Below are 25,007 nucleotides of genomic sequence, written 5' to 3' on the forward strand. Positions count from 1 at the left end.
CTCCTAGATGACGATGCTGGGATTGCGGATGCACTGATCGCATTCCAGCAGGTTCACCTGCCGCGCCTGGATCTCCCAGCGGCCATTCTGTTCGACATAGCGATAGCCCGCCCAGCCCGGGAGGGAGCGTGTCTCGAAGCCGCGGAACTCGCAGATCTGAAAACTGGCGCGCACCATGCGCACATTGGGCTTGTCAGTGCGAAACACTTCGACATTCGATACCATGCGCACCGTTCGTGATTTGGGTTTCTGTGACCAGGCAAAGCCGGTGCGCAAACGGTAGACGCGGTCTTCCATGCGGCGGCGATCGTCGAACGAGATCGCCACCTCGCGGCGCGGATCGCCGCCGGTGACGGTGGCAGGAGCCCAGTAGACGCACTCGGCTGCAAACAGCTTGAGCCATTCCTCCAGCTGATCCTTGTCGAGGAGGCGAGCCTCCTGCTCCAGCAAGCGGCGGAACATGTCGCGTTCGACGGGATCGATGACGGCCAAATCGTCGCGCTGCCAGTTGGTGAAAGCGGCGATGATCTCGTCATAAAGGTCATCATTGACATAGTAAGACGTCTTCGACGGATCGTGCATCGCGGTTGCGGACATGATCATGGCTCCCGCTTGATCTGAATATTCGGCTCGGTCTGCATCAGCCGTTTCCATTCCTTGATATATTCGCGCATGAACATCTCGTCGGTCGCTGGGGCCGTGATCACGCCGTCGGCGTCGCCGCTGATGCGGCCGGGAATGTCCATGCCGCGATGCATGTAGACCCATTCGTCCTCAAACGCGGCGAGCCCGCGCTGGATCTCCTCAAAATTGGCGAGATCGTCGACCTCGCCAAAGTTCGGAAAGCCTTCCTGCGTGCGCATGCGCAGCGCATTGATCAGCGGCAGCGCGTCGCCCCAGACGCCTTCGTCGTCGACGACCGCGGTGCCGTACCAGATCGTGTTGGTCTCGTAGTGATTGAGCGGCTCGATCACCTGGATGTGGTTGCCAAGGATGGAGAGATTCGGAAACACGTTGATGTTGACCGGCTCCGACGCCGCGAGGTCGAGGGCTTCGTCAGCGCGCGCGCTGAACCGGCGGCGCAATTCAGCTTCATAATGCTCCATGCCGGGATGCGGCCCCTCGATGGCCCACATCGCGCCCGGCTTGATCTCCATGTTCGGGCGCTTGTCCTTGAAGTGATGGCCGTGCCCGAAATATTTCATGTACATCGGCGCGCTGTCGGGCCGGCCTTTGTAGAACGACATGCCCTTGTCCGCCTCGTTCACCAGGCGATTCTCCATGTCGAGCAGCGAGCGGTGCGAGAACACGACGTGATAGCCGTCGCAGGAATTGTCGTAGGCGAGCTTCCAGTTGCCGCGATACATCAGGCGGTTGGCCTCGCAATAGGCGATCTTGCCGCCAGGATGGCGGTCCAGCCATTCGTCAATCGGGCCTTTTACCGGACCGAGATAATCGTCGAGCGAGGGCGCATCCATGTTAAGGGTGCCGAAGATGAAGCCGCGATAGGACTCAACGCGCGGCACCTGCGCGACATTGAACTTTGAATCCTTGAAATCGCTGGCGTAGCCGTCCGGCCACGGCACGTTGCGCAGCTTGCCGGTATTGTTGAAGGTCCAGCCGTGATAGGGACAGCGGAAAATATGCGCGGAGCCCTTTTCGAGGCGGCATAGCGTCGTGCCGCGATGCGTGCAGCGATTATAAAGCGCGCGGATGACGCCGTCGGAATCGCGCAGCACGATGATCGGCCGCAGACCGAGCTTTGTCGTGATGAAATCATCGTTCTTCGGGATCTGGCTTTCATGCGCGAGATACACCCAGACCGCACCGAAGATATGCGTCATCTCCGCGGTGAAGATCGCCGGGTCGGTGTAGATCGACTGATGAACGCGATCGTCCTGGATCAGATAATCATAATCGTAACCAGGGCCGTTGAAGCCGGGCCGGTTGTGTCCCGCGGTTTTGTCCAGCATGGCTCGTTCCTCTACTGTGAGTCTAAGTCGATCCGTTATCCTCAGGTGCGAGCGCAGCGAGCCTGGAAGGATGACGGCCACTGATTGCGGCCAGCGGGCTCTTGCCTTCGAAGCCCGGCTTCGTCGGCGCGCCTCGGGGTGACGGGGAAAGTCAAAGCGCGGCCACCCTTAAAAGAAATCGAAATACTCATTCTGCTCCCAGTCGCTCGGCTCGTCGGCCGGCGCCTGGCGGCCGTGATCCTCGCGCCAGCGCGCATAACGGCCGAGTTCGTTGCGCTTGAGCCTGAGGAAATAGTCCATGAACACCTCGCCGAACTGCGCGCGAAAAATGTCCGACACCTCGAGCGCCTTCAGCGCGTCTTCGAGATTGTTCGGCAGCAGCGGATATTGTGACGCGTAAGGGTTGAGCTCCTGCGGACCGGGATCGCGCTTGTTGGCAACACCGTCCAGGCCGGCGACGATCTGCGCCGCCATGTAGAGATAGGGATTGGCCGAAGGTTCCCCGGCACGGTTCTCGATGCGCGTCGCGCCATCGCCCGGCGCGCCCAGGACGCGCAGCATCACGCCGCGATGATCATAAGCCCAGGTGGCGCGATCGGGCGCCAGCGAATTCGGCCGGAAGCGCCGATAGCCGTTGATGGTGGGTGTGGTGAACGGCGTCGCGCCTTGCGCATGCGCGAGCAGTCCGCCGAGATATTGCAGACCGAGCTGCGACAGCGGATCGCCCTTCTTTGGTGGCATGAACAGATTCTTGCCGCTTGCATCGACCAGCGACTGATGCAGATGCCAGCCGCTCGAGTAATAACCCTTGATTGCAGGCCGCGCCATGAAGGTGGCGAAATAGGCCATGCGGCGGCAGATCTGTCGTGTCGCGCTGCGGAAGAGGATGAGATTGTCGGCGGCCTCAAGTGCCGAACGCGGCGCAAAGGTGCATTCGACCTGACCCGGGCCCCATTCATTTTCAATCGACCTCAATGGCAGATCGATGGTCTCGAAATGCTCGGCGAGCTGTGACAGCACCGGCTGCATCAGGTCGAAATTGGATTCGGAGTGATACGAGTAGCCGGGTTCTGCCGGAATTGTGCGGATCGGTTTTCCGCGCGTGCCGGGAATGCCGATATTCTCCGCGCCCAAACAATCATCGGCAACGCGCAGCAGATACCATTCGACTTCCAGGCCGACGACGAGGCCTTTCTTCTGCTCGGTCAGCCTCCCAATCTGCCGGCGCAGCAATTGCCGCGGCGAGAAATGGAAGGGGATGCCGGTGTTGAAATATTCGTCGCAGAGAATCCATCCGACGCCGGGCGCCCAAGGCAGCACCCGGAATGTCGCTGGATCGGGAACGATCGTGAGATTGGGCGAGCCGGTCATCTCCTCGAGGCCCATGCCGCCGCCCGGCGTGAACGAGGAGAAGGTGCGCGCACCGGACGCATCCAGCGTCGTCGTCGCGACATTGATGTTGTAGCCGTTCGAGAGCGCCGACAGGAAAGCGGGGACAGTCAGCTCCTTCGTGCGGGCATGACCGTGCGTGTCGGACCAGACCACGCGGATCAGGCGCAGCTTGTCTTTTTCGACGCGGCGCTTGATCTCGGCGGCGCGGCGCTTCTGTTCGGCGGTCCAGAGGCCGAAACGCTCGATAAAGGGAATAGCCTTGGTCGATCGGGGATTTCCCGATTTGCTGGATCGGTAAAGCATGCGCCCATCCTCGTTCGGATCGGGCAAAGGCCCGCATCCGTCGGACCGCGGCTCTCGGATCGCCGCTCGTTGGAATCATTCTCAAAAATCGATATAGATATTTCAAATGAATTATCGGCCTATATTCATGCTAAAAGCGGCATATGTCTAAACCCACGGCCGCGCGCGCGGGACAAACCTTGCGGCGCCGCGTCCGCTTGCGGCAGCTCGAATTGCTGGCCGCGCTGGATCACGCGGCGACATTGAGCCAGGCGGCGCGGGAGGTATGGCTGTCGCAGCCCGCCGCATCCAAACTGCTGGGGACGCTGGCGCAGGATCTCTCGATCGAATTGTTCGAGCGCGTCGGCCGCACCTTGCGGCCGACGGCCGCCGGGCGCGCACTGATCCGGCATGCGGCGAGTTTCATCAGCAATCTCGATCGCGCCCAGGCTGATCTCGACGCTATTGAAGGCGGGTTGATCGGCGTCACCGCCCTCGGCGCCGGGATTGGCGCCTGCTACGTTCTGGTGCCGCGCGCGCTGTCGCTGCTGCTCGAAAAGGCGCCGGGCATCGCCGTGACGTTGCGCGAAGGCCCGATGGAGGAGATGCTTTCCATGCTGCGCGACGGGCGGCTCGACATGGTCGTGGGGCGCGTGGATTCCGCGCTGGTCGACCGCGATTTCGTGCTCGACGAACTTTACGATCCGCCGATCCACATCGTCGCCGGCCCCAGACATCCTCTCGTGAAGAACCGCCCAGTGAGCTGGGCGACGCTGGCGGACCAGGAATGGATTTTGCCGCAGGAAGGCACGCCCATGCGTACCGGCATCGAACGCATTTTTCAGCGCGTGCGGAGGCGGCCGTCGCGCTGCATGTTCGAATCGTCGTCGATCCAGACGAATGTCAGTCTGCTCAATGCGCGCGACATGCTGTGGGTGCTGTCGGCGGATATTTCGGACTACTTCGAGAGGCTGGGCTTGCTGGCGGTCCTTCCGGTGGAGAGCCTCTGCGGACCGGCCGCACTCTCGGCGGTGCGGTTGCGCGGCCGCAGCCTGTCGCCGCCTGCGATGCGTCTGCTGGATTGCATTCACGCCGCTGCGCGGCAATTGCCCGGCCAACATGACGGCAAGCCAAGGAAGCCCTCCCGAAATAGAGACAGGAAAGCTTGAGGCGGCAGATGCGGTTGTGCATCCGCCGCCTCGCGTCGTTCAGAACTTGTAAGTGAGGCCCCCGCCGACGATCCACGGGTCCAGCCGGGCCTTGCCGGTCAGCGGGATTGCCCCGTCATTGACCGCCGCTTCGAATTTCGGACGCAGGAACAGCTTTTTAACGTCGACGTTAATTCCCCAGTGCCGGTCGATCATGTAGTCGAAGCCGGCCTGCAAGGCGGGCGCGAAGGCATTGTCGATGCTGAGGCTCGAAATGCGGACCGCCGGATTTCCGCCTGGTATGTTGGCGGCCTTCTCGCTGAAGAACACCGTATAATTCACGCCGGCGCCAACATACGGCTTGAATGCGCCGAAATTGGTGAAGTGGTATTGTAGTGTCAGCGTGGGCGGCAGCAGCCAGGTCTTGCCGATCGGCAAGCCGTCCATGTTCAATCCCGGCGCGGCGCCGCCGATGACAGTCCCTTTGCCGGTGGCTTTGTGCGGCGTGACGCCGAGGATCAGTTCGGCCGCGATATTCGGTGTAAAGAAATAGGTGATGTCGAGTTCAGGCACGACCGACGTCGACCAGTTTGCATTGCCGCCCGGCAATTGGTCGAAGGTTGTATCGTCGCGCGGATCGACGACGATCGCCCTCAGACGAATCATCCATGGATTCCACACGGAAACCGGCGACACAGCCTTGACGGGCATATCCGCTGCAGAGGTCAAGGTTGGACTGAACGCCGCAGCTACCAAAGCAAGACATATTGCGCTTAAAAGGTTTTTGATCATGCAGGCCCCCGTTTCTGACGTTATGGCATAAGCAAGCCATCAACTGCCCCTGATGACCGAACGCCGATCGGGTTTTCGAAAACTTGATTCACCTCAAGTTTATTTATTCGTACAGGCGTGTTGCGCAGTTGCAACAAATCGATCGCTTGTTTTCGATTAAGCTAGCTCTGAAACCGGATGTGGGAACATCCGGCCAATCCTTCTGTGAGTTGTTCAAGCGCCGCACGATTGACCAGCCTAATACCGCGGCGTCCTTTCATCTCGATCAGTCCACGCTTGGTGAGCTTGCTGAACGTGCGCGAGACCGTTTCGGTTGTGACACCGAGATAGTCGGCGATGTCCGTTCGGGATATTTGCAGCAAGACGTCCATGCTGTCGGCTGCCGATGTTCGCGCATGCATCTCAAGAAGGAATGCTGCAAGACCTGCCTCCGAACCGCGCTGCCCAACCGTCAAGGCAAGATCATAGGCGCGAACCAGATCCGCCGAGACCGCCTCGAACAGCTTGGACGAAAAACCGGATTCCTCGCGGGCTATGGCTTCGAATTCCGACTTTGGCACGGCGCGCAATTCAGTCGCCGCCACCGCCTGGGCGCTGAACAGATATTTCGCATCAGGCCCGAGCCCGACGAAGTCCCCGGGAAATGCAAAGCCAACGATCTGTCGCCGCCCATTCCCGAGGCTCTTGTAGAGCCGCATGACGCCTTTCCTGACCCAATGCACATGGGTCTGGACGTCGTTCTCAAGAAAAGCGTGCTGATGACGGTTCAGCCTGCGGGTATGGCAGTGCAGGCCGATACGGCATTGGCCCTCGCATGAACAGACCGCGGGACCTCGGCCTACATCACTCCCGATGCCGGAGACGCATAGTGGGAGAGGCTTCACGGGGAGTGCCGGTGTCATTGCTGACGATCTTTTAGCGCTTGGACGAGCTTTGAATTTGACCTGGATCAACAGTGTCGCATCGGGTCCCGCCGCCAGGACGATCGGGTGCCTGCGATCCTGCTGCAAGTCCGGGCTTTCACGATGGCAAAACAGGCCATTAACGGGGGTTTTTGCCGGCTGCAAAGCCACATTATGATCGACACGCAGGGCCAGGACGTGACATGAGAGCGGCGCTCCGGCCCTTGCAGAAGGAGATGACGACGTGCCCAGCGGCATGCGCAAAGGACTGACCAGCTATGGCGACAGCGAATTCTCGCTGTTCCTGCGCAAGGCCTTCATCAAGGCCATGGGCTATTCCGACGATGCGCTCGACCGGCCGATTGTCGGCATCACCAACACCTATTCGGATTTCAATCCCTGTCACGGCAATGTGCCGCAACTGATCGAGGCAGTGAAGCGTGGCGCGATGCTTGCGGGCGCGATGCCGATGGTGTTTCCGACGATCTCGATCCACGAGAGTTTCGCCTATCCGACCTCGATGTTCCTGCGCAATCTGATGGCGATGGACACGGAGGAGATGATCCGCGCCTTGCCGGTGGATTCCGTCGTGCTGATCGGCGGCTGTGACAAGACCATACCGGCGCAGGTGATGGGCGCGGTGAGTGCCGACATTCCCGCCATCGTGCTTCCAGTCGGGCCGATGCTGGTCGGTCATTTCAAGGGCGAAGTGCTCGGCGCCTGTACCGATTGCCGCAGATTATGGGGTGAATTCCGCGGCAACCGCGTCAGCGGCGAGGATATCGAGGTTGCCAATGCGCGGCTGGCACCGTCGGTCGGCACCTGTGGCGTGATGGGCACCGCGAGCACGATCGCGATCATGATGGAAGGGCTTGGTCTTGCATTGCCCGGCGCAGCGTCGATTCCGGCGCCGCATGCCGACCGCATCCGCATGGCGGAAGCGACCGGCAAGCGCGCCGCCGAGATGACAAAGAACGGCCCGAAGCCGTCAGAGATTTTAACCAAGGATGCGTTCCACAACGCGATCGTGATGCTGCAATCGATCGGCGGCTCGACCAATGGCGTCGTGCATCTGTCGGCGATTGCCGGGCGCACGAAGAATCCGATCAAGCTCGAAGATTTCGATGAGATCGGCAGGACAACCCCAGTACTGGTCGATCTGAAGCCGTCCGGCGATCATTACATGGAACACTTCCACCAGGCTGGCGGTGCACCGCGGCTGATGCAGGAATTGAAGGATGTGCTCAAGCTTGACGCGCTGCATGTGATAGGCGGCACACTCGGCGACGCGATCAAGGTTTACGAGGACGTGCCGGGTCAGACCGTGATCAAGGCGCGCAATGCGCCGCTGAAGAAAGAAGGCGGTCTCGCGATTCTGCGCGGCAATCTGGCGCCGCGCGGCGCCGTCATCAAGCAGGCGGCGGCCTCGACCAAGCTGATGCAGCATGAGGGGCGCGCGGTGGTGTTCGAGTCGGTCGAAGACATGACCAAGCGCATCGACGATCCCGATCTCGACGTGAGCGAAGACGATGTGCTGGTGATGCGCAATGCCGGCCCCATCGGCGCCCCGGGCATGCCGGAGGCGGGCTATCTGCCGATTCCAAAAAAACTCGCGCAGAAGGGCATCAAGGACATGGTGCGCATATCCGACGCGCGGATGAGCGGCACCGCTTTCGGCACCATCGTGCTGCACGTCTCGCCGGAATCGGCGGCCGGCGGCCCGCTGGCGCTGGTTAAGACCGGCGATCGCATTAAGCTTGATGTGGCGAACCGGCGAATCGATCTGATGGTCGACGATGCCGAACTGAAGAACCGCGCGGCGGAATGGAAGAAGCCGCCGATGCCCGAGGTCGCGCAACGCGGCTACGCAAAGCTTTACCGCGAGCATGTGCAGCAGGCGGACGAAGGCTGCGACTTCGATTTTCTCTCTGCGGTGAAGAAGTAGCCTGCTATTGGCTCGCCACGCGCGGTGCCCGCTCGCGCACGGGCGCTGCCGGCGGCTCGATCGCATCCGCGGGGGAGCGTTGCCACATTTGGCCGCTGCGCCCGCGTTCGTAGCCGTATTCGAACACGCTGCGCATATAGGCGGTGTCGAAGCCCGGTCGCTCTTGGTTCGGGAAGCTGTCGTCGATCGCGGCGAGATTCATGTCCCAGCCACGGCGCCTGACGAACTCGTAGGAAGCCAGCAAGGTGTTGCGGGTATTGGACCGCACTGATGTCGCAAAAGCCCGAACCGCAATCTGCAACGTCCTCGGCTTCACCACCTCGAAATAGGGGCCAAGCTTGCCGTTGAGAATTGCGTAGATTTTCGGCCGCACATTGGCGGGAAGGATCGGCTTTCGGGCCAGCAGGGCCGCCTCTGGCACGACAAGGATATTGGCAGTGACGCCGCCGTCCACGTGCATTTCGGCGAACCGCTTGCCGTTGCCTTCGACATCGATCAGAACCGGTGAGAAGATACCGGGGATGCTGGCGGAGGCTTCCATCACCTTGCGGAAGAGGTCGAGCGCGCCGGGCTGTCCGCTCGCTGCGATCCGGCCCATGTCCCAGATCGAAGTACGCTGCGAATCGAGATCGGTGGTGACGATGAACAGCCGTCGGCCGGCGCGATATTCGTTGGCGACCGCCTCCAGCATGTTGGCATCGACATATTTTGCGATCAGCGCCTTGAGCGGCTCGGCCTTGAACAGGCCGGTGCCGAACAATCCGCTCACGCCTGCGAATTGCAGAAAGTTTTCCATCTCGCCGCTGGCGAAGACATGGCGCAGCGCTTCGTCATAGCCGGAGCCGAGAAATGCGAAAGGCGCGATGAGCGCCCCGGCGCTGGCGCCGGTCACGACCGTGAATTGCGGCCGGTTGCCTCGTGCGGTCCAGCCGTTGAGAAAGCCGGCGCCGAAGGCGCCGTCGGCACCGCCGCCTGACAGCGCCAGCATCGTGGGCTGGCGCGTATTGATGCCCGCGTAGCGGGACACGATGTTCGGATCGTCAGCCCACGCGCGCACGTCCGGAAATCCGGGAACGGTTGCGAACGCCTGATCTTCCTGCGTGTAGGGGATGCGCTCGATGCTGGCGCAGGCAGTGAGCAGGATCGCAAGCGCGAGCCCGGTAAACAAAGACAAAACCGACTTGAACCGAACCCCGCCCACCAAACTCGTTCCTGCCGCCCAGGGTCCCCGACCCGCGCATGTCCGGCCCACAAAGCATGTTCCGGTTCGCTTCCGCTTAAATTGCGGCGATCTTGCGGGGTAGCGTAAATAATTGGTTACGTGTGGCTCCGCTGCCACCCCACACGAGACAGCTCCGCAGCAGTCGCATCGCGAGACACTTGCATCCGGCGGTGTTTTGACTACCCGATGGCGGTTCAGAAATGGGTGAGGGACCCTCCATGGCCAAATCGCACAAAGTCATCATTACCTGCGCTGTCACCGGCTCGATCCATACGCCGTCGATGTCGCCGTATCTGCCGGTCACACCCGAACAGATCGCCGATGCCGCTATCGGCGCGGCCGAGGCAGGAGCGGCGATCGTGCATCTGCATGCGCGCAATCCGCGGGACGGCCGGCCGGACCAGTCACCCGAGGCCTTTGCGCCGTTCCTGAAGGTCATCAAGCAGCGCTCCAATGTGGTGGTGAACATCACCACCGGCGGCGCGCCGACCATGGCAGTGGAGGAGCGTGTTCGTCCGGCCGCCACATACAAGCCGGAGGTTGCCTCGCTCAATATGGGCACGATGAATTTCGGGCTCTATCCGATGCTCGGTCGCTTCAAGGACTTCAAATACGACTGGGAGCAGCCTTATCTCGAAGGCACTCGCAAGGGTTTCTTCAAAAATACCTTCGCCGACATCGAATACATCCTCACCACCTGCGCCGAGAACAATACCCGCTTCGAGATCGAATGTTACGATATCGGCCATCTCTACACGCTGAAGCATTTCCTCGACCGCGGCGTGGTGAAGCCGCCGCTCTTCGTACAGTCTGTCTTTGGCATTCTTGGCGGAATTGGCACCCATGCCGAGGATGTCATCCACATGAAGCGCACCGCCGATCGGCTGCTGGGCGCAGAGAATTACCACTGGTCGGTGCTCGGCGCAGGCCGCTTCCAGTTGCCGATCGCGGCGCAGGCAGCGGCCATGGGTGCCAATGTCCGGGTCGGGCTTGAAGACTCGATCTGGCTTGGCGCCGGAAAGTTGGCCGAGTCGAATGCGGCGCAAGTGACCAAGGCGCGCCAGATCATTGAAGGGCTTGGCCTCGAAATCGCCAATCCGGATGAGGCGCGGGAAATCCTCTCGCTCAAGGGCGGCGACAAAGTTGCATTCTAGACATCTTGCGCCGTATCGTCGCGGTGCCCGTTGTATTGAACAGTCGCCAGATTGGATGGCGGCCATTAATAAAGGCGCATGACCCATCATTCGCCTCTGATTTCCATTATTGTGGTCGGCTTGGTGCTGGCCTTTGCCCTGGGCGCGTTGGCGCATCGGTTTCGCATTTCTCCTCTGGTCGGTTATCTGCTGGCTGGCGTGGCAGTGGGACCCTTCACTCCCGGCTATGTTGCTGACCAGGAGCTCGCCAATCAGCTCGCGGAAATCGGTGTCATTCTGCTGATGTTCGGCGTCGGCCTGCATTTCTCGCTGAAGGATCTTCTCTCGGTCAGGGCAATCGCCATTCCCGGCGCAATCGTCCAGATCGGCATCGCCACCATTCTGGGCATGGGGCTGGCCTGGTGGCTTGGCTGGTCGATCGGTGCCGGACTGGTGTTCGGCCTGTCGTTGTCCACCGCCAGCACCGTCGTGCTGTTGCGCGCCATGCAAGAGCGGCGCCTGCTCGAGACCGACCGCGGCAAGATCGCCGTGGGATGGCTCATCGTCGAAGATATCGCGATGGTGCTCACGCTGGTTCTGCTGCCGGTTGCAGCCGATGTCATGAAAGGCTCCGCGGCGGCCGACTGGACAGTTTTGGCCATCCCTCTCGCCATGACGGTTGGCAAAGTCGGCGCCTTTGTCTTTGTGATGCTGGTGATCGGCCGTATCGTGATTCCCTGGATATTGCATTACGTGGCTCATACCGGATCGCGCGAATTGTTTCGCTTGTCGGTTCTCGCCATCGCGCTCGGTGTGGCCTATGGCGCAACCAATCTGTTCGATGTGTCCTTCGCGCTTGGCGCTTTTTTTGCCGGCATGATCCTAAGCGAGTCGGAGCTGAGCCAGCGCGCCGCCAACGAAACGCTGCCGTTGCGAGACGCGTTCGCCGTTCTGTTTTTTGTCTCCGTCGGCATGCTGGTCGATCCAATGATCGTGGTGCGGGACATCGGCCCGGTTCTGGCCACGCTGCTCATCATCCTCTTTGGCAAGTCGGTGGCCGCCTATGCCATCGTGCGGTTGTTCCGGCACCCTCAATCGACGGCCCTCACCATCTCCGCAAGCCTTGCCCAGATTGGTGAATTTGCATTCATTTTGGCCGGGCTTGGTGTCGCCCTGTCGCTGCTGCCGGAGCGCGGCCGCGATCTGATTCTCGCCGGCGCCATATTGTCGATTTTGCTGAACCCGCTGCTCTTTGCCGCTTTGGATTGGTGGACGTCCCGCAGCCTGCCGGCTCAGACGAGCGATGCCTCGGCCTCAGAGAGCGGCATAAGGGAGAAAAAAGCCCGTCGTCCCCGGCGCGCGCCGATGCCGGTCACCGCTCTTATGGATCACGTCGTCCTGGTCGGCCATGGCCGAGTAGGCGGCTTCATCAGTCCGGCTGTGACGGCCGCCGGGATTCCGTTGCTGGTGGTTGAAGATAACGCGGATGACGCGGCAAAGCTCAAGGAACGGAGTATCGAAACAATTGTCGGCAATGCTGCCGATCCCGAGATCGTCAAGGCCGTAAATTTGCAGGCCGCGCGCTGTCTGCTGGTGGCGATCCCAGACGCGTTCGAGGGCGGCCAGGTGGTGCAGCAGGCACGAACGATCAATCCTGGCCTCACCATCATCGCCCGTTCGCATTCGGAAGAGGAAAACCAGCATCTCCTGAAACACGGGGCGAGCCAGGTGATCATGGGCGAGCATGAAATTGCCAAGGCCATGATTTCTGCCATCCCGCGCGCCGCTCCCGCGGACGCGCCTCAGAAACCGCTGGAATCTTAGGTCCGTCGACAATTTCTGATTGCCGACCTGCTGGTCTGTCCTTTTTATAGGGCCAGAAACGGTTGGCGATGGCAGCGCTCGATTCGATCAGCATTCTCATTTTGCTCGGCTCCGTGCTGGTGCTGGCGGGGATCCTTTCCAGTCTGGTGGCCTTGCGTTTTGGCGCGCCTTTGCTGCTGATCTTCCTTCTCATCGGCATGCTGGCTGGAGAAAGCGGCCCGGGCGGGATTCACTTCAACGATGTGGGGCTGGTTTACGCCGTTGGCTCCGTCGCGCTGGCGCTGATCATTTTTGACGGCGGACTGCGCACTCGTTTTGCCGTATTCCGGAGCGTGCTCGGTCCGGCCAGCGTCCTCGCCACCATCGGCGTCGCGCTGACCGCTACCCTGACAGCGCCTGCCGCGATCTACGCTCTGGGATTGAGCTGGACTGAGGGGTTGCTGGTTGGAGCAATTGTTGCCTCCACCGACGCTGCCGCCGTGTTCTTTCTTCTGAACGGGCGTGGCCTGCGCCTGCGCCCGCGCATTTCGGCCACCATTGAAATCGAGTCGGCCACGAACGATCCCGCCGCAATCCTGATGACGATCGTTCTCGTCGAAATCCTGCTGGTGGGCGAGAAGCCATGGCCGGAAGTGGCTTGGCTGCTGGCTTGGCAAGCCGTGATCGGTGGCTTTCTCGGGCTTTTCGGCGGTGCCGCGATCGTCTTCTGCCTGAACCGGCTGCCGCTGCCACAAGGTTTGCACGCGCCCTTTGTTGCTGCCGGTGCACTGGCAACGTTCGGTCTCTGCCAGACGATAGAAGCGTCGGGATTTCTCGCTGTCTATCTGATGGGTTTGGTGGTGGGAAATCGGGTTACGCGCGGACATGGAGCCATCATCGCCTTTCTCGAGGCCGCGACTTGGCTCGGCCAGATTGTCATGTTTGTGCTGCTTGGCCTGCTGGCATGGCCGGACACGTTGGTCACGCGGCTCATTCCGGCGACGCTGGTCGCCTTGATGCTGACGCTGGTTGCGCGCCCGGTCGCCATCTTCCTGTGTCTGGCACCGTTCGGTTACACCAAGCGGGAGAAACTCTTCATTTCCTGGGTCGGTCTGCGCGGCTCGGTCAGTGTGTTTCTCGCCTCGATTCCGCTGCTGGTCGGACTGCCGAACGCGCAGGTCTATTTTGACGTCGGATTCGTCGTGGTCCTCCTCTCCCTTCTGGTGCAGGGCTGGACCATCGCTCCAGCCGCACGCCGCCTGCGCATCGCCAAGAAGCGTGCCGACCCGTTTCGGGCACGCGTGGAACTGGATTTGCCCGGTCAGCGTGCGCAGGAACTGGTCGGTTATCCGGTCATGCCAGGCAGTCCTTTCCTGCGGCGCGGATTCATGCCGCCCTGGGCCAAGATAGCGCTGGTCGTCCGCGGTGAACGCGTGCTCACCCCGGAGGAGGCGCACGGCGTACACGAAGGAGATCACGTCTATCTGCTGGCGCCTCAGGACAAGGCGCCGGCGCTGGACCGCTTTTTTGCCGATCTTCCGCCGCCGTCTTCGCCTGACCCGCGGCTGCTCGGCGACTTCTTCGTCTCGGGCGATGTCACGCTCGGCGCCATCGCCGAAATCTACGGCATCACTTTCGATAACAGCGATCCGGCAATGATGTTGTCGGATTTGTTCATCAGGCGCCTCGGCCGCGCTCCGCAGGCTGGCGCAGTCCTTCGAATTGGCGATGTTGCGCTGGTCGCCCATCGGGTCAAGGATGGGCATGTCGTCACCGTCGGGTTGCAACTGGCGGATGAGGAAGCTCTTCCCTGGTGGCGGCGATTCCCTGCTAATCTGCGCCGCTATCTGACGGCGTGAGCTATAGCGCCCGCCGCGCAACCGGGATGCGGCTCTTGTCGAATTCGATGATCGTCGCCTCGATGCCGAAGACCGAGGCGATACGCTCTGCGTTGAGCGCGTCCTGCGGTTTTTCGTCGGCGGAAATGCGACCGTTCTGGATCATGATGATCCGGTCGGCATAGCGCGCGGCCAGCGCCAGATCATGCACCACGGCCAGCACGGCACCGCCCTTGCGGGCCTGATCGCGCAGCAGGTCCATGACCGTCAATTGATGCCGCGGATCGAGCGACATCGTGGGCTCGTCGGCGAGCAAAATCCTGGCTTCCGTTGCCAATGCGCGCGCGAGGGCGACTCGCGCCTTTTCACCGCCGGACAGATGCGTCACCGGACGATGCGCCAGCTCCTGCGTTCCGGTCACCTCCAGCGCATGCGCCACGGTCCGCTTATCTGCTTCGGTCGGCGGCGAAAACGGATCGCCATGCGGATAGCGTCCGAGCGCCACGATCTGCTCGACCGGCATGGGCCAGTGGAAGGTATTGCCTTGGGGCAGATAGGCAATGCGTTTAGCGCGCTCACGTGGCGTATATTCAGCAAGCGGCCGGCCTTCCACATGAATCGCACCGTCGCAAGGCAAGACGCCGGCAAGCGCGCGGACCAGCGTCGTTTTGCCGGCGCCGTTCGGTCCGACCAGTGCGGTGAACTGGCCCTGCCGGAGCGTCAGCGAGGCGTCGCTGACAATCAGCGTGCGGTCGAGCCGGACGGACAGGTTGCTGGCCGTGAGCATGGGCGCGCCGCTCATGTCGGTGCTCCTTCCAGCTCGCGTCGCTCGCCGAAAATCATCATCAGGAAAAATGGCACGCCGATTAGTGCGGTGACCACGCCGACTTTCAGTTCGATGGCGGCCGGGATGGCGCGTACCGCGATATCGGCGGCGAGCAGCAAGGCCGCGCCCGCCAATGCGCCGGGCAGCATCACGCGGGCCGGATCGGCATTCACCGCGCGCCGCACCAGATGCGGCGCCACCAGCCCTACGAAACCGATCGAGCCGGCGACTGCCACCGCTGCACCGACGCCAAGCGCAACGCCGGTTACCACCATCAGGCGCGTGCGCACCAGATCGACGCCGAGCGAGGCAGCGGCATCCTCGCCGAGGGTGAGCGCGCGAAAGCTGCGCGCATTGGCGAACAGCACAATCCAGCTTGCGATGAGGAACGGCACCGCAATGACCAGGTGATCGCTGCTGCGATCCTCCAGCGAGCCGAGCAGCCAGAACGCGACTTCCAGCGCAATGAAGGGATTGGGTGCGAGATTGAGGACGAGCGCGGTGGCCGCGCCCGCGAAGCTTGCCAATGCGAGACCGGCGAGCAGGATCACGGTCAGGCTGGCGCGGCGGCCGGCAATCGCCACCAGCCCGCCGATTGAAATCAGCGCGCCGGTCATGCCGGCGAGCGGAACGGCCAGGGACGTGGCCGAGACGAACCCGAAGGCAATCATGAATGATGCGGCGGCGGCCGCCGCCTGCGGCGCGCCGAACAGAGCCGGTTCAGCCAGTGGGTTGCGCAGCAATCCCTGCAGGGCGGCGCCGGAGAGCCCGAGCGTTGCGCCGATCAGCACGGCCAGCAACGTGCGCGGCAGACGGATGTCGCGTACGATGATACCAGCCGGGCCCTCGCCCGAGATCAGCGCCGACAGCGCCTCGCGCGGCGACAATCCGGCCGATCCGATCATGAGTGACACCAGAATTAGAATCAGGATGAGGACGGTGAGGGCGACGATGAGACGGCCGCCGCTTCTGGTTGTTGTGAAGGACATTGCTGCTTGAACTTGCGGGCTCCGGGCTGGGCGCGCGACTATGCCTTTATGCGACGATTAATGCCAATGCTGGTTGCCGCCATGCTTCTGGGATGGTCAGTTCCGGCAAAGCCCGCCGAAATGCCCCGCCGTGTGGTGTCCTTCAATCTGTGCGCCGACCAGCTCGTCCTGGCTCTGGCCGATCCGGACCAGATTGCAGGCCTGTCTCCCTATGCCGCCGATCCGGGCCTGTCGGTCATGGCCGACGAGGCGCGCCCCTTCCGGCGGCTCGACTGGCAGGCGGAAGCGACCATCGCATTGCAACCCGATCTGGTGCTGATCGGGCCAAACGACCGCTCGGTGACGCGGCGCATGCTGGCGGCCCAAGGCATGCGCGTCGCGGAAGTCGGCTTTGTCACGGATCTTGAGAACGCGCGACAGCAGATCCGCGAGGTGGCGGAGCTTGTCGGCCACAAGGAGCGTGGCGAAAAACTCGTTGCCGAACTCGATGCGGCGCGGGCTCGTCTCGCAGCAGTTCCGAGGTCGCAATATACGACGGCAGTGGTGGTGGAGCGCGGCGGCTATACGCAGGGGCCGTCGAGTCTCGCCGCAGCCTTGTTGTCCGAAGCCGGGCTGAAACCGCCGGCTGGCGCGCCGGCCGGATATGGCGGGTTCATTCCGCTGGAAAAGCTGCTGGTACTGAAGCCGGATATCGTCTTCCTGAAGGATCCGCCTTCCGCGCCCTCGGATCAGGGCGCGCTCTATCTGACGCATCCGGCCTTGCGCGAGCTTTATCCTGAGAATCGCCGCGTGGCGCTGCCGACACGCTACACCATGTGCGGCGGGCCGGCCCTGGTTGCGGCCTTCGGTTATCTGGCGGACGCGCTGACGCGATTGTCCGTGCGCTGAGCGGCAGACCATTCATCGACAATGCGCACAAGCGCCTCGAGCCCGTCGGTGAGCGCCGCAGGGCCAGGCTGCAGGATCAGCGGCGATTTGATGTCGTGCAGGAAGCCCGTGCGCACCGCCGGGATGGCGGAAAAGCCAGGGCGCGCTGCCACCTTCTCCGGAACGAATTTCTTGCCGCACCAGGAGCCGATGATGATGTCAGGAGACGCGGCAATGACCTGCTCCGCCGATACGATGCGATCTTTCGCACTCTTGTACGACGACAGTTCAGTAAAGACATCCACGCCGCCGGCCGCCTCGATCAACTCCGACACCAGCGGATGCCGGAAATCATCGGCTCGTCCCATTCCTCGAAATAGATGCGCGGCCTGTTTGCAGGGCGGGCGTCGCGTTGCCGCGTTTGCGACAAGCGCTCTTCAAGCGACCGCGCGAGCCCGTCGGCCTGTTCGGAAACGCCGACCAGCGCGCCGAGCGTGCGGATCATCGCAAAGATGCCGGCGAGGTCGCGCTGATTGAAGGCATGCACCGCGACGCCCGCCCGGATCAGGACGGCGACAATATCGGCCTGCAGATCGGAAAAGGCGAGAACAAGGCCAGGCTCGAGCGCGAGAATCTTCGGCACATCGGCGCTGATGAAAGCCGAGACACGCGGCTTTTCCTTGCGCACCTGCGGCGGCCGCACCGCATAGCCGGAGACGCCGACGATGCGGCGGTCCTCGGCGAGGAGATACAGTGTCTCCACAGTTTCTTCGGTCAGACAGACAATGCGCTCGGGCGGGAACATCCCGCTCATCTTACGCGAATAATTCCGTGTCCGCTGCCTTCAGGATTTCATGGCCACCGATAGCGCTCACCCGCCCGCCATCCAGGCGAACGACACTATTGGCGATCCGGCGGATTTCGCCGGGGGAATGGCTGACATAGATCATCGGCACTTGGGCTTCGTCGCGCAGCCGCTCCAGATAAGGGAAAATCTCGGCCTTGCGCGCGGCGTCGAGCGAGGCCAAGGGCTCGTCCAGCAGCAGCAGGCGCGGCTGCATCAGCAAGGCGCGGCCAATCGCGACACGCTGCCGCTCGCCCCCGGACAGCGGGCCGGGCCGGCGATCGAGAAGATGCGCGATGCCGAGTAAATCCACCACACGGTCAAATGTGTTCTTGTCACGCTTAATGCCCGACATCCAGCGACCGTAATCGAGATTCGATCGTACATTCATGTGCGGAAACAGCCGGCCCTCCTGGAAGACATAGCCGATTCCGCGCCGGTGAGGCGGTCTGTTCACGCCCACACTGGAATCGAACAGGGCATCGCCCTCGATCGCTATGCGGCCTTTGTCCGGCTTCAGCAGCCCGGCGATCATGCTGATAACGGATGTTTTGCCGGAGCCGGATGGACCGAACAAAGCGGTTACGCCGCGCTCGGTCTCGAATTTCGCCGCGAGAAAGAAATCGCCGAGCCGTTTCTGCACATCGACCGCGAGCATGCTAGTCACCGTGATAGCGCATGCTGGCGCGGCGCGCGAACCATTCCGAAATAATGAGAGCGATCAGCGACAGCACGATAGCAACAATGACTAAGCGCCCCGCCGCTGCGTCGCCGCCGGGAATATTCGTGTAGGTGTAGATGGCGGCGGAGATGGTCTGCGTTTCGCCGGGAATATTCGATACGAAGGTGATGGTGGCGCCGAATTCGCCAAGTGCCTTGGCGAAACACAGCACCATGCCGGCGATCACGCCGGACAAGGCCAGCGGCAGCGTCACGGTCGCGAATATCCAGAGCGGGCTGGCGCCGAGCGTTGAGGCGGCGGCTTCCAGCCGCCGATCGATCGCCTCGATCGAGAGGCGGATCGCCCGAACCAGCAGTGGAAATCCCATGACCCCGCAGGCGAGCGCCGCGCCTGTCCAGCGGAATGAGAACACGATACCGAAATGCTCATACAGAAACGCGCCAATAGGGCCGCGACGGCCGAACGAAATCAGCAGCAGATAGCCGGTCACGACCGGGGGCAGCACCAGCGGCAGATGCACGAGACCGTCGAGCAGCGCCTTGCCCCAGAAATCCTTGCGGGCGAGCAGCCACGCCACGGCAATGCCGAAGGGCAAGGCAGCGAACGTGGCCCAGAGGGCGATCCGGAGAGAGAGCCGGATCGCCGTCCATTCTTCGGGAGTCAGTTCGAGCACGTTCAGGATGTCGGCTTGATCAGGAAGGTGAAACCGTGTTTCTCGAACGTGGATTTCGCGACCTGCGAGCGCAGGAACGACAGGTAGCCCGCGGTCTCCGGTTTGGCCGTCGCAGTCGCCGCGACCGGATAGGTGACCGGCTGGTGCGAGTTTTCCGGGAACGTGCCGACGATCTTCACGCCGGGATCGATCTTGGCATCGGTTTCATAGACGATGCCGAGCGCTGCCTCCCCGCGCGATACCAGCAGCAGCGCGGCTCGGACATTGTCGGCCATCGCGAATTTCGGCTCCGCTGCCGCCCATGCGCCGAGACTTTCCAGTGCGGCCTTGGCATAACGGCCGACCGGCACCGCCTTCACGTCGCCGGTGGTGATCTTTCCGTCGCCGGCAAGCTTCGCAAGGTCGAAGCCCTTGGCGATGGTCACCTTGCCAATCTTGGAATCCTTCGGCGCGATCAGGACCAGCTTGTTGCCGAGCAGGTTGACGCGCGTATTGGTCTTGATGGCTTTCTTGTCGATGAGATAGTCCATCCATTTCAGATCGGCAGAAACAAAGATGTCGGCCGGCGCGCCTCCCTCGATCTGTTTTGCCAGCGCGGAGCTGGCGGCATAGCTCGCCACGACCTTCACGCTGGTGGTTTTGGTATAGGCGGTGTTCACGTCGTCGAGCGCGTTCTTCATGGACGCGGCGGCGAAGACGGTGATGGATTTGTCCTGCGCGGCGGCAGGCGAGGTGATCGGGCCGCTCAGGGCCGCGAACAAGATCGCGGCAGCGAGTGCAGCAAAATGACGTCTGATCATGGCGGTTCTCCGGGTGACGGCAAGCCGCCACCTGCAAGGGTGTCTTTGAAATTATGCGATCGTCCTTGAGGAACCGCCGTTCCAGATATTCGGGACGCGCGCCCAGCGCGTCGCGGATCGCGGGTGCACTTTAGCGATCTGTACCTGATTGCCAAGTGCCATTTGGCACTGCACATTCCACGCCCCGGGAGGACAGAAATGCGCGAGCCGGAGCTGCTGGGCGGCGACTATGACTACATTATTGTCGGGGCAGGGTCGGCCGGATGCGTGCTGGCCAACCGGCTTTCTGCCGATCCGAAGAGCAAGGTGCTGCTGCTCGAGGCCGGCGGCCGCGACAACTGGATCTGGTTTCACATCCCGGTCGGCTATCTGTTCGCGATCGGCAATCCGCGCGCCGACTGGATGTTCAAGACCGACGCGGTGCCGGGCCTGAACGGCCGCAGCCTGAATTATCCGCGCGGCAAGGTGATCGGCGGCTGTTCGGCGATCAACGCCATGATCTATATGCGCGGCCAGGCCGGCGACTACGATCACTGGCGGCAGCTCGGCCTGACCGGCTGGGGCTGGGACGATGTCAAGCCGATCTTCCGCAAGCAGCTCGACCATTTCATGGGCGAGGGCGAGCACCATGGCAAAGGCGGCGAATGGCGTGTGGAATATCCGCGCCTGCGCTGGGACATCACGGATGCATTCCAGCAGGCGGCCGCCGAATACGGCATTCCGAAAGTGTCCGATTTCAACACCGGCGACAACGAGGGCGTCGGCTATTTCCACGTGAACCAGAAGCGCGGGCGGCGCTGGTCGTCGGCGCGCGGCTTTCTGAAGCCGGTGCTGAAGCGCGAAAACCTGCGGCTGGAGACAGGCTGCCTTGCCGAGCGCATCATTTTCGATCGCAGGCGCGCTATCGGTGTGCGTTTCCGACAGAATGGTGAAGTGCGGCTCGCGCGTTGCAAGGGCGAGGTGATTCTGGCCGCAGGCGCGATCGGGTCGCCGCAATTGCTGCTGATGTCCGGGATCGGGCCTGCGGCGCAGGTCAATCAATTTGGGATCATGCCCGTCCTCGACAAGCCGGGCGTCGGCGAAAACCTGCAGGATCATCTGCAGTTGCGCCTGATCTATAAAGTCTCTGGCGTCACCACATTGAACGAGACCTATCGCTCGCCTTTTCGCCGCGCCGGCATGGGCCTGAACTATCTGTTGCGTCGCCGCGGGCCCCTCACCATGGCGCCCTCGCAGCTTGGCGCATTCACACGGTCTGATTCCGATCAGGAACGACCCAATATCCAATATCACGTGCAGCCATTATCGCTCGACAAGTTCGGCGATCCGCTGCATTCCTTCGCAGCCTTTACCGTCAGTGTCGCCAATCTGCGGCCGACGAGCCGCGGCCATGTCCGTTTGCGCTCGGCAGCGCCGGACGACGCGCCGGCGATCCAGCCGAATTATCTGTCGACTGACGAGGACCGGAAAGTCGCGGTGGATTCCATTCGCGTGACTCGCAGGATCATCGCGCAACCGGCCTTGCAGAAATTTTTCCCGGTCGAGTATCTGCCGGGCGGCGATGTCCGGGACGAGGACGAGGCCGGACTTGTTGCGGCGGCGGGCAATATCGGCACCACCATCTTTCATCCGGTGGGCACGGCCAAGATGGGCCGTCCCGACGACAAGCTCGCCGTGGTGGATGAGCGCCTGCGCGTCATCGGGCTTGAGGGCTTGCGCATCGCCGACGCCTCTGTCATGCCGACCATTACCTCCGGCAATACCAACTCGCCCACTATGATGATTGCAGACAAGGCCGCGGCGATGATCCGCGAAGACGCCAGGCGCTGACCGATGGCGCGGGTGAAGTTCAATCTGTTCGAGCGGATCAAGAGTATCCTGCTGACGCCGCGCAAGGAATGGCCGGTGATCGAGCGGGAATTCACCGAGCCGGCATTTCTGTTTGTCCGCTACGTCGCAATTCTGGCGCTGATTCCGGCGCTGGCCGGATTCATCGGCCAGTCCCTGGTCGGGGTGAAGGTCTCTGTCGGGACTTTCCGTGCGCCGATCGTGTCGGGCCTTGCGAATGCGGCGATCAGCTATTTGCTGTCATTCGTGATCGTGTATCTGGTGGCCATGGCCATCGACCTCGTGGCGCAATTCTTCGGTGGGCGGCGCAATTTCATGCATGCGCTGAAGCTGTCGGTCTATGCGCATACGCCGGTCTGGCTTGCCGGGGTTTTCCTGATCATGCCCGGTCTGCGCTTTCTGACCGCACTTGGGCTTTACAGCTTTTATCTGCTCGGGACCGGCGCAACCCCGCTGATGGATGTGCCGCGCAATCGCGCTCCGCTTTTCGCGCTGGCGATCATCGTCTTCGCCTTCGTCCTTATCGTTGTTCTGGCGCTGATCAAGGATTTCGTGTTCGCGCTGCCGCGCAATCTCTGATCACGGCGCCAGCAGCACCTGCCGGCAAGCGGCGGGAAGGTCCGCCATGGTCAGCGGCGGTTTCGGCTTCGGCGGTTCTTTCGGCGGCGGCGGATTAAGAATGTGTTCCTGGAACCAGTAATCCAGCTCCTTGCCGCAGCCGTCGCTGTCCGGAGGCGGATCCTGCGGCTTGCAGTCCGGGCTGTCCTTCGGACAGACAATGCGGATATGGAAATGATAATTGTGCCCCCACCACGGGCGCACCTTGTGCAGCCATGAACGGTTGCTGCCGGCCTCGCGGCAGAGCGCTTTCTTGATCGCGGCATTGACGATGATGCGCTCGACTTGCCGGTCTTCGGCGGCGGCGCGGATGATGGCCGCGTGCTGCGAGGTCCAGACCGACGGATCGATATCCTTCTTGTCCTCGCGCACCACATTGGTCGCCGACATTTCCTCGCGTTCGAGCCGGGTCAGTTCGCGCGCCGGCATGGGCGTCAGCCAGATATCGGCGTCGAGCCCGACCTGATGGCTCGCATGCCCCGTAAACATCGGGCCGCCGCGCGCCTGCGCCATGTCACCGACCAAAAGACCGCGCCAGCCGACCTTGGGACCCTTGTCAGCCAGTTTCTCGAGCGTGCGGACGAGATTCGGATGACCCCAGTTGCGGTTGCGGGACAGCCGCATCACTTGCCAGGTCTTGCCGTTGATCGGCAGCGCGACACCGCCGGCCAGACACCCCCGCGTGTAAAAGCCGATCGCGCGGGCCTGCAGGTTCGCCGGCGTCGGCTTGCGGACGAAAAGTTCCTTGGCCGGAGTTTTCGGGTCCTTGGGATTGGCGAGCGGCGGCAGCGGCTTCGGGCTGACGCTGCCGATGTCCTGCGCGCCCGCGGCGCCGCCAAACCAAGGGGCGCTTAAGGAAGCAGCAACAGCCATCGCGATAAGGTGGAATTGCAGCTTTAGCATGCATGCCGTCTAGCCGGACGCGGCCGATTTGTCAGCACAACTCTGTCGCCGCCGGATGGGCCGTTCCGACGTCGGGTTGACAGAGATGAATCGTATTGTCCCCGCCCTGATGGCGCTGATTTTCTGGCCGCTGCCGGCACAGGCCGATCTGGAAGTGCGGGTCGACAAGGCTAGCCAGCGCATGTTCGTGAGCGTGGACGGCGAGATGCGGCATTCCTGGATCGTGTCGACCGGCCTCGGCGGCGGCCCGCATGATGGTACCTACAGGCCGCAGCGGCTGGAGCGCAAATGGCATTCGCGCAAATACAATATGGCGCCGATGCCTTATTCGATCTTCTTCGACGGTAATTATGCGATCCACGGCACCACGCATGTGAGGCAACTGGGCCGGCGCGCATCCAAGGGCTGCGTGCGGCTGCATCCCGACAATGCCGCCGTCTTGTTCGCACTGGTGCGGACGCATGGCGCCGACAATACCCGCATCATCATCGAGCGCGTCGGCGCAACCAACATGGCTGCCAAACCGGCGCAGCATTTGGCCGCGGAGACCGGCGCTGACATCCGCCGCAATTTTGAAGGCGCCGGTGATTGAACCTGGACGCGCCTGAGCGCGACCAAATCCCGACCAATATCTGAGCCGCCATTGCCGGGGCTTTTCGCCCGGTTTCTCAGTCATGCCGGAAACGCAGTCATGGCGGCGCTCACGGAAAAACGGAGACGACCATGCTTGTGACCACCATGATCCATCTCGCGCCGCGCACCATCGCGCAGGCGCGCACCGCGCGCGCCATCTCTCTCGGCAAACATGTGCGGCGCGGCTTCCGCCGCCTGTCACGCGGGATCGTGGCGTTCCGCGCGCGCATCGCGCTGGCCCGGCAATATGAACGCGAGCTGGCCCTGCTGATGCAGGCCGACGACCGCATGCTCAGCGATATCGGCCTGACCCGCGCCGACGTTGTTGCCGCTTCGCGCAGCGGCTGGTTCACGCCCGGCCGCATGATCGATGACTCCACGACACGGCGCGGAAGCGACAGGCGGAATGCACAGAGCCGCAGCGACGTATCGCGTCTGCCGGCGCCGTCGCTGACGCCCGGCGCGCCGCTGCTGCTGACAGTGGAGACTGCTAATTTCCGCTGAGTGGATGACCGCCAAAAGACCTTAGCCAACGCTCCGCCGCCCCTGTTGTTTGAAGGCGCGGGGCTCGCCTGTCCCTGTTTCCTTTCCTCTTTCCGTTTCCGGAAAGAGCAATGGAGCGCCGGGAGGCGCAGGGCTCTTCGCCAGGGGCCGGCGCTCACAGGCCCCCTTTGGCGGGGATTGACGCACCCCGCCGCGCGCCTGGCGAGGCGCGCGGGCTCCTGGCGAAGAGCCCTGCGCCTCCCGGCGCTCCATCGGTCCCGCGCGGCATCAAGCCCCCGGGACGGTCAGCCGTCTGCGGGTCCTTCGCCCGCATCGGCCCCGGAGCGCCGCACCGTATCTCCGGCGCGACGGGTCTCCGGCCCGCCCGTCTGTCCGCACCGCGTCATGACG

The 25,007-nt window shown here is 62.5% G+C and carries 22 protein-coding genes and 1 pseudogene; 11 read left to right on the forward strand and 12 right to left on the reverse strand.

Annotated features, from left to right (window positions below; all coding sequences use genetic code 11):
• Positions 1 to 3 precede the first annotated feature (3 nt).
• The 3 genes from RO009_10330 to RO009_10340 form a co-directional block, all read right to left on the reverse strand.
• Positions 4 to 597: an aromatic-ring-hydroxylating dioxygenase subunit beta gene (locus RO009_10330; protein ID MDT3685425.1), complete on the reverse strand. Its 594-nt coding sequence runs from the start codon at positions 595 to 597 to the stop codon at positions 4 to 6.
• A gap of 2 nt (positions 598 to 599) precedes the next feature.
• On the reverse strand, positions 600 to 1,973 hold the full coding sequence (locus RO009_10335; protein MDT3685426.1) for a Rieske 2Fe-2S domain-containing protein: 1,374 nt from the start codon (positions 1,971 to 1,973) through the stop codon (positions 600 to 602).
• Between the two features lie 168 nt (positions 1,974 to 2,141).
• Positions 2,142 to 3,668: a glutamine synthetase family protein gene (locus RO009_10340; protein ID MDT3685427.1), complete on the reverse strand. Its 1,527-nt coding sequence runs from the start codon at positions 3,666 to 3,668 to the stop codon at positions 2,142 to 2,144.
• A gap of 143 nt (positions 3,669 to 3,811) precedes the next feature.
• On the opposite strand from RO009_10340, the gene RO009_10345 reads away from it, so the two are divergent.
• The gene (locus RO009_10345; protein ID MDT3685428.1) at positions 3,812 to 4,816 is read left to right on the forward strand and encodes a LysR family transcriptional regulator; all 1,005 of its coding nucleotides are present in this window, start codon (positions 3,812 to 3,814) and stop codon (positions 4,814 to 4,816) included.
• A gap of 39 nt (positions 4,817 to 4,855) precedes the next feature.
• Here the strand turns inward: RO009_10345 and RO009_10350 are convergent, their stop codons facing one another.
• Positions 4,856 to 5,587, reverse strand: a complete 732-nt coding sequence (locus RO009_10350; GenBank protein ID MDT3685429.1) for an OmpW family protein — start codon at positions 5,585 to 5,587, stop codon at positions 4,856 to 4,858.
• 83 nt (positions 5,588 to 5,670) lie between these two features.
• On the opposite strand from RO009_10350, the gene RO009_10355 reads away from it, so the two are divergent.
• Positions 5,671 to 6,405 (forward strand): hypothetical protein, encoded by a 735-nt coding sequence (locus tag RO009_10355; GenBank protein MDT3685430.1) that lies wholly within the window; start codon positions 5,671 to 5,673, stop codon positions 6,403 to 6,405.
• A 328-nt stretch (positions 6,406 to 6,733) separates the two neighbouring features.
• Positions 6,734 to 8,434, forward strand: coding sequence for an IlvD/Edd family dehydratase (locus RO009_10360; protein ID MDT3685431.1), 1,701 nt, complete (start codon positions 6,734 to 6,736; stop codon positions 8,432 to 8,434).
• Between the two features lie 4 nt (positions 8,435 to 8,438).
• Here the strand turns inward: RO009_10360 and RO009_10365 are convergent, their stop codons facing one another.
• Complete coding sequence (locus RO009_10365; protein ID MDT3685432.1) at positions 8,439 to 9,635, reverse strand: patatin-like phospholipase family protein; 1,197 nt, start codon at positions 9,633 to 9,635, stop codon at positions 8,439 to 8,441.
• Positions 9,636 to 9,874: 239 nt separating this feature from the next.
• Here RO009_10365 and RO009_10370 point away from each other — a divergent pair, with 239 nt between their 5' ends.
• The 3 genes from RO009_10370 to RO009_10380 all read left to right on the forward strand — a co-directional run bounded on the left by RO009_10370 (position 9,875) and on the right by RO009_10380 (position 14,451).
• Positions 9,875 to 10,810 (forward strand): 3-keto-5-aminohexanoate cleavage protein, encoded by a 936-nt coding sequence (locus tag RO009_10370; GenBank protein ID MDT3685433.1) that lies wholly within the window; start codon positions 9,875 to 9,877, stop codon positions 10,808 to 10,810.
• A 78-nt stretch (positions 10,811 to 10,888) separates the two neighbouring features.
• The gene (gene ybaL, locus RO009_10375) at positions 10,889 to 12,613 is read left to right on the forward strand and encodes a YbaL family putative K(+) efflux transporter (GenBank protein ID MDT3685434.1); all 1,725 of its coding nucleotides are present in this window, start codon (positions 10,889 to 10,891) and stop codon (positions 12,611 to 12,613) included.
• A gap of 68 nt (positions 12,614 to 12,681) precedes the next feature.
• Positions 12,682 to 14,451, forward strand: coding sequence for a potassium/proton antiporter (locus tag RO009_10380; GenBank protein MDT3685435.1), 1,770 nt, complete (start codon positions 12,682 to 12,684; stop codon positions 14,449 to 14,451).
• A 1-nt stretch (position 14,452) separates the two neighbouring features.
• Here the strand turns inward: RO009_10380 and RO009_10385 are convergent, their stop codons facing one another.
• Positions 14,453 to 15,232 carry an ABC transporter ATP-binding protein gene (locus RO009_10385; protein ID MDT3685436.1) on the reverse strand — a complete coding sequence of 260 codons (780 nt, stop codon included), beginning with the start codon at positions 15,230 to 15,232 and terminating at the stop codon, positions 14,453 to 14,455.
• Entirely contained in the window at positions 15,229 to 16,245 is a 1,017-nt protein-coding gene (locus RO009_10390) for an iron ABC transporter permease (protein MDT3685437.1), read from the reverse strand. The genes RO009_10385 and RO009_10390 overlap by 4 nt, the downstream gene beginning before the upstream one ends.
• A 66-nt stretch (positions 16,246 to 16,311) precedes the next feature.
• Here RO009_10390 and RO009_10395 point away from each other — a divergent pair, with 66 nt between their 5' ends.
• Positions 16,312 to 17,133: an ABC transporter substrate-binding protein gene (locus RO009_10395; protein MDT3685438.1), complete on the forward strand. Its 822-nt coding sequence runs from the start codon at positions 16,312 to 16,314 to the stop codon at positions 17,131 to 17,133.
• Here the strand turns inward: RO009_10395 and RO009_10400 are convergent.
• The 4 genes and pseudogenes from RO009_10400 to modA form a co-directional block, all read right to left on the reverse strand.
• Positions 17,094 to 17,926, reverse strand: a pseudogene (locus tag RO009_10400) (cobalamin-binding protein). The gene RO009_10395 and the pseudogene RO009_10400 overlap by 40 nt on opposite strands.
• 1 nt (position 17,927) lies before the next feature.
• Positions 17,928 to 18,614 (reverse strand): molybdenum ABC transporter ATP-binding protein, encoded by a 687-nt coding sequence (modC, locus tag RO009_10405; GenBank protein ID MDT3685439.1) that lies wholly within the window; start codon positions 18,612 to 18,614, stop codon positions 17,928 to 17,930.
• A gap of 1 nt (position 18,615) precedes the next feature.
• On the reverse strand, positions 18,616 to 19,311 hold the full coding sequence (gene modB / locus RO009_10410; protein MDT3685440.1) for a molybdate ABC transporter permease subunit: 696 nt from the start codon (positions 19,309 to 19,311) through the stop codon (positions 18,616 to 18,618).
• 2 nt (positions 19,312 to 19,313) lie between these two features.
• On the reverse strand, positions 19,314 to 20,111 hold the full coding sequence (gene modA / locus RO009_10415; GenBank protein ID MDT3685441.1) for a molybdate ABC transporter substrate-binding protein: 798 nt from the start codon (positions 20,109 to 20,111) through the stop codon (positions 19,314 to 19,316).
• A gap of 198 nt (positions 20,112 to 20,309) precedes the next feature.
• On the opposite strand from modA, the gene RO009_10420 reads away from it, so the two are divergent.
• Positions 20,310 to 21,941 (forward strand): GMC family oxidoreductase N-terminal domain-containing protein, encoded by a 1,632-nt coding sequence (locus RO009_10420; GenBank protein MDT3685442.1) that lies wholly within the window; start codon positions 20,310 to 20,312, stop codon positions 21,939 to 21,941.
• A gap of 3 nt (positions 21,942 to 21,944) precedes the next feature.
• Entirely contained in the window at positions 21,945 to 22,538 is a 594-nt protein-coding gene (locus tag RO009_10425; protein MDT3685443.1) for a Yip1 family protein, read from the forward strand.
• Here the strand turns inward: RO009_10425 and mepA are convergent, their stop codons facing one another.
• Entirely contained in the window at positions 22,539 to 23,450 is a 912-nt protein-coding gene (mepA, locus tag RO009_10430) for a penicillin-insensitive murein endopeptidase (protein ID MDT3685444.1), read from the reverse strand.
• A gap of 115 nt (positions 23,451 to 23,565) precedes the next feature.
• On the opposite strand from mepA, the gene RO009_10435 reads away from it, so the two are divergent.
• Both RO009_10435 and RO009_10440 read left to right on the forward strand, forming a co-directional pair.
• The gene (locus tag RO009_10435) at positions 23,566 to 24,072 is read left to right on the forward strand and encodes a L,D-transpeptidase (protein MDT3685445.1); all 507 of its coding nucleotides are present in this window, start codon (positions 23,566 to 23,568) and stop codon (positions 24,070 to 24,072) included.
• A 131-nt stretch (positions 24,073 to 24,203) separates the two neighbouring features.
• Complete coding sequence (locus tag RO009_10440; protein ID MDT3685446.1) at positions 24,204 to 24,617, forward strand: DUF1127 domain-containing protein; 414 nt, start codon at positions 24,204 to 24,206, stop codon at positions 24,615 to 24,617.
• Positions 24,618 to 25,007 lie beyond the last annotated feature (390 nt).

It is taken from the genome of Pseudorhodoplanes sp., assembly GCA_032027085.1.
In the GTDB taxonomy this organism is placed as follows: Bacteria; Pseudomonadota; Alphaproteobacteria; order Rhizobiales; family Xanthobacteraceae; genus Pseudorhodoplanes.

Coding starts and splice junctions, on each gene's coding strand:
- RO009_10330 (MDT3685425.1), bottom strand. CDS start 597: ATGTCCGCAACCGCGATGCACGATCCGTCGAAGACGTCTTACTATGTC.
- RO009_10335 (MDT3685426.1), bottom strand. CDS start 1,973: ATGCTGGACAAAACCGCGGGACACAACCGGCCCGGCTTCAACGGCCCT.
- RO009_10340 (MDT3685427.1), bottom strand. CDS start 3,668: ATGCTTTACCGATCCAGCAAATCGGGAAATCCCCGATCGACCAAGGCT.
- RO009_10345 (MDT3685428.1), top strand. CDS start 3,812: ATGTCTAAACCCACGGCCGCGCGCGCGGGACAAACCTTGCGGCGCCGC.
- RO009_10350 (MDT3685429.1), bottom strand. CDS start 5,587: ATGATCAAAAACCTTTTAAGCGCAATATGTCTTGCTTTGGTAGCTGCG.
- RO009_10370 (MDT3685433.1), top strand. CDS start 9,875: ATGGCCAAATCGCACAAAGTCATCATTACCTGCGCTGTCACCGGCTCG.
- ybaL (MDT3685434.1), top strand. CDS start 10,889: ATGACCCATCATTCGCCTCTGATTTCCATTATTGTGGTCGGCTTGGTG.
- RO009_10380 (MDT3685435.1), top strand. CDS start 12,682: ATGGCAGCGCTCGATTCGATCAGCATTCTCATTTTGCTCGGCTCCGTG.
- RO009_10385 (MDT3685436.1), bottom strand. CDS start 15,232: ATGAGCGGCGCGCCCATGCTCACGGCCAGCAACCTGTCCGTCCGGCTC.
- RO009_10390 (MDT3685437.1), bottom strand. CDS start 16,245: ATGTCCTTCACAACAACCAGAAGCGGCGGCCGTCTCATCGTCGCCCTC.
- RO009_10395 (MDT3685438.1), top strand. CDS start 16,312: ATGCTGGTTGCCGCCATGCTTCTGGGATGGTCAGTTCCGGCAAAGCCC.
- modC (MDT3685439.1), bottom strand. CDS start 18,614: ATGCTCGCGGTCGATGTGCAGAAACGGCTCGGCGATTTCTTTCTCGCG.
- modA (MDT3685441.1), bottom strand. CDS start 20,111: ATGATCAGACGTCATTTTGCTGCACTCGCTGCCGCGATCTTGTTCGCG.
- RO009_10420 (MDT3685442.1), top strand. CDS start 20,310: ATGCGCGAGCCGGAGCTGCTGGGCGGCGACTATGACTACATTATTGTC.
- RO009_10425 (MDT3685443.1), top strand. CDS start 21,945: ATGGCGCGGGTGAAGTTCAATCTGTTCGAGCGGATCAAGAGTATCCTG.
- mepA (MDT3685444.1), bottom strand. CDS start 23,450: ATGGCTGTTGCTGCTTCCTTAAGCGCCCCTTGGTTTGGCGGCGCCGCG.
- RO009_10435 (MDT3685445.1), top strand. CDS start 23,566: ATGAATCGTATTGTCCCCGCCCTGATGGCGCTGATTTTCTGGCCGCTG.
- RO009_10440 (MDT3685446.1), top strand. CDS start 24,204: ATGCTTGTGACCACCATGATCCATCTCGCGCCGCGCACCATCGCGCAG.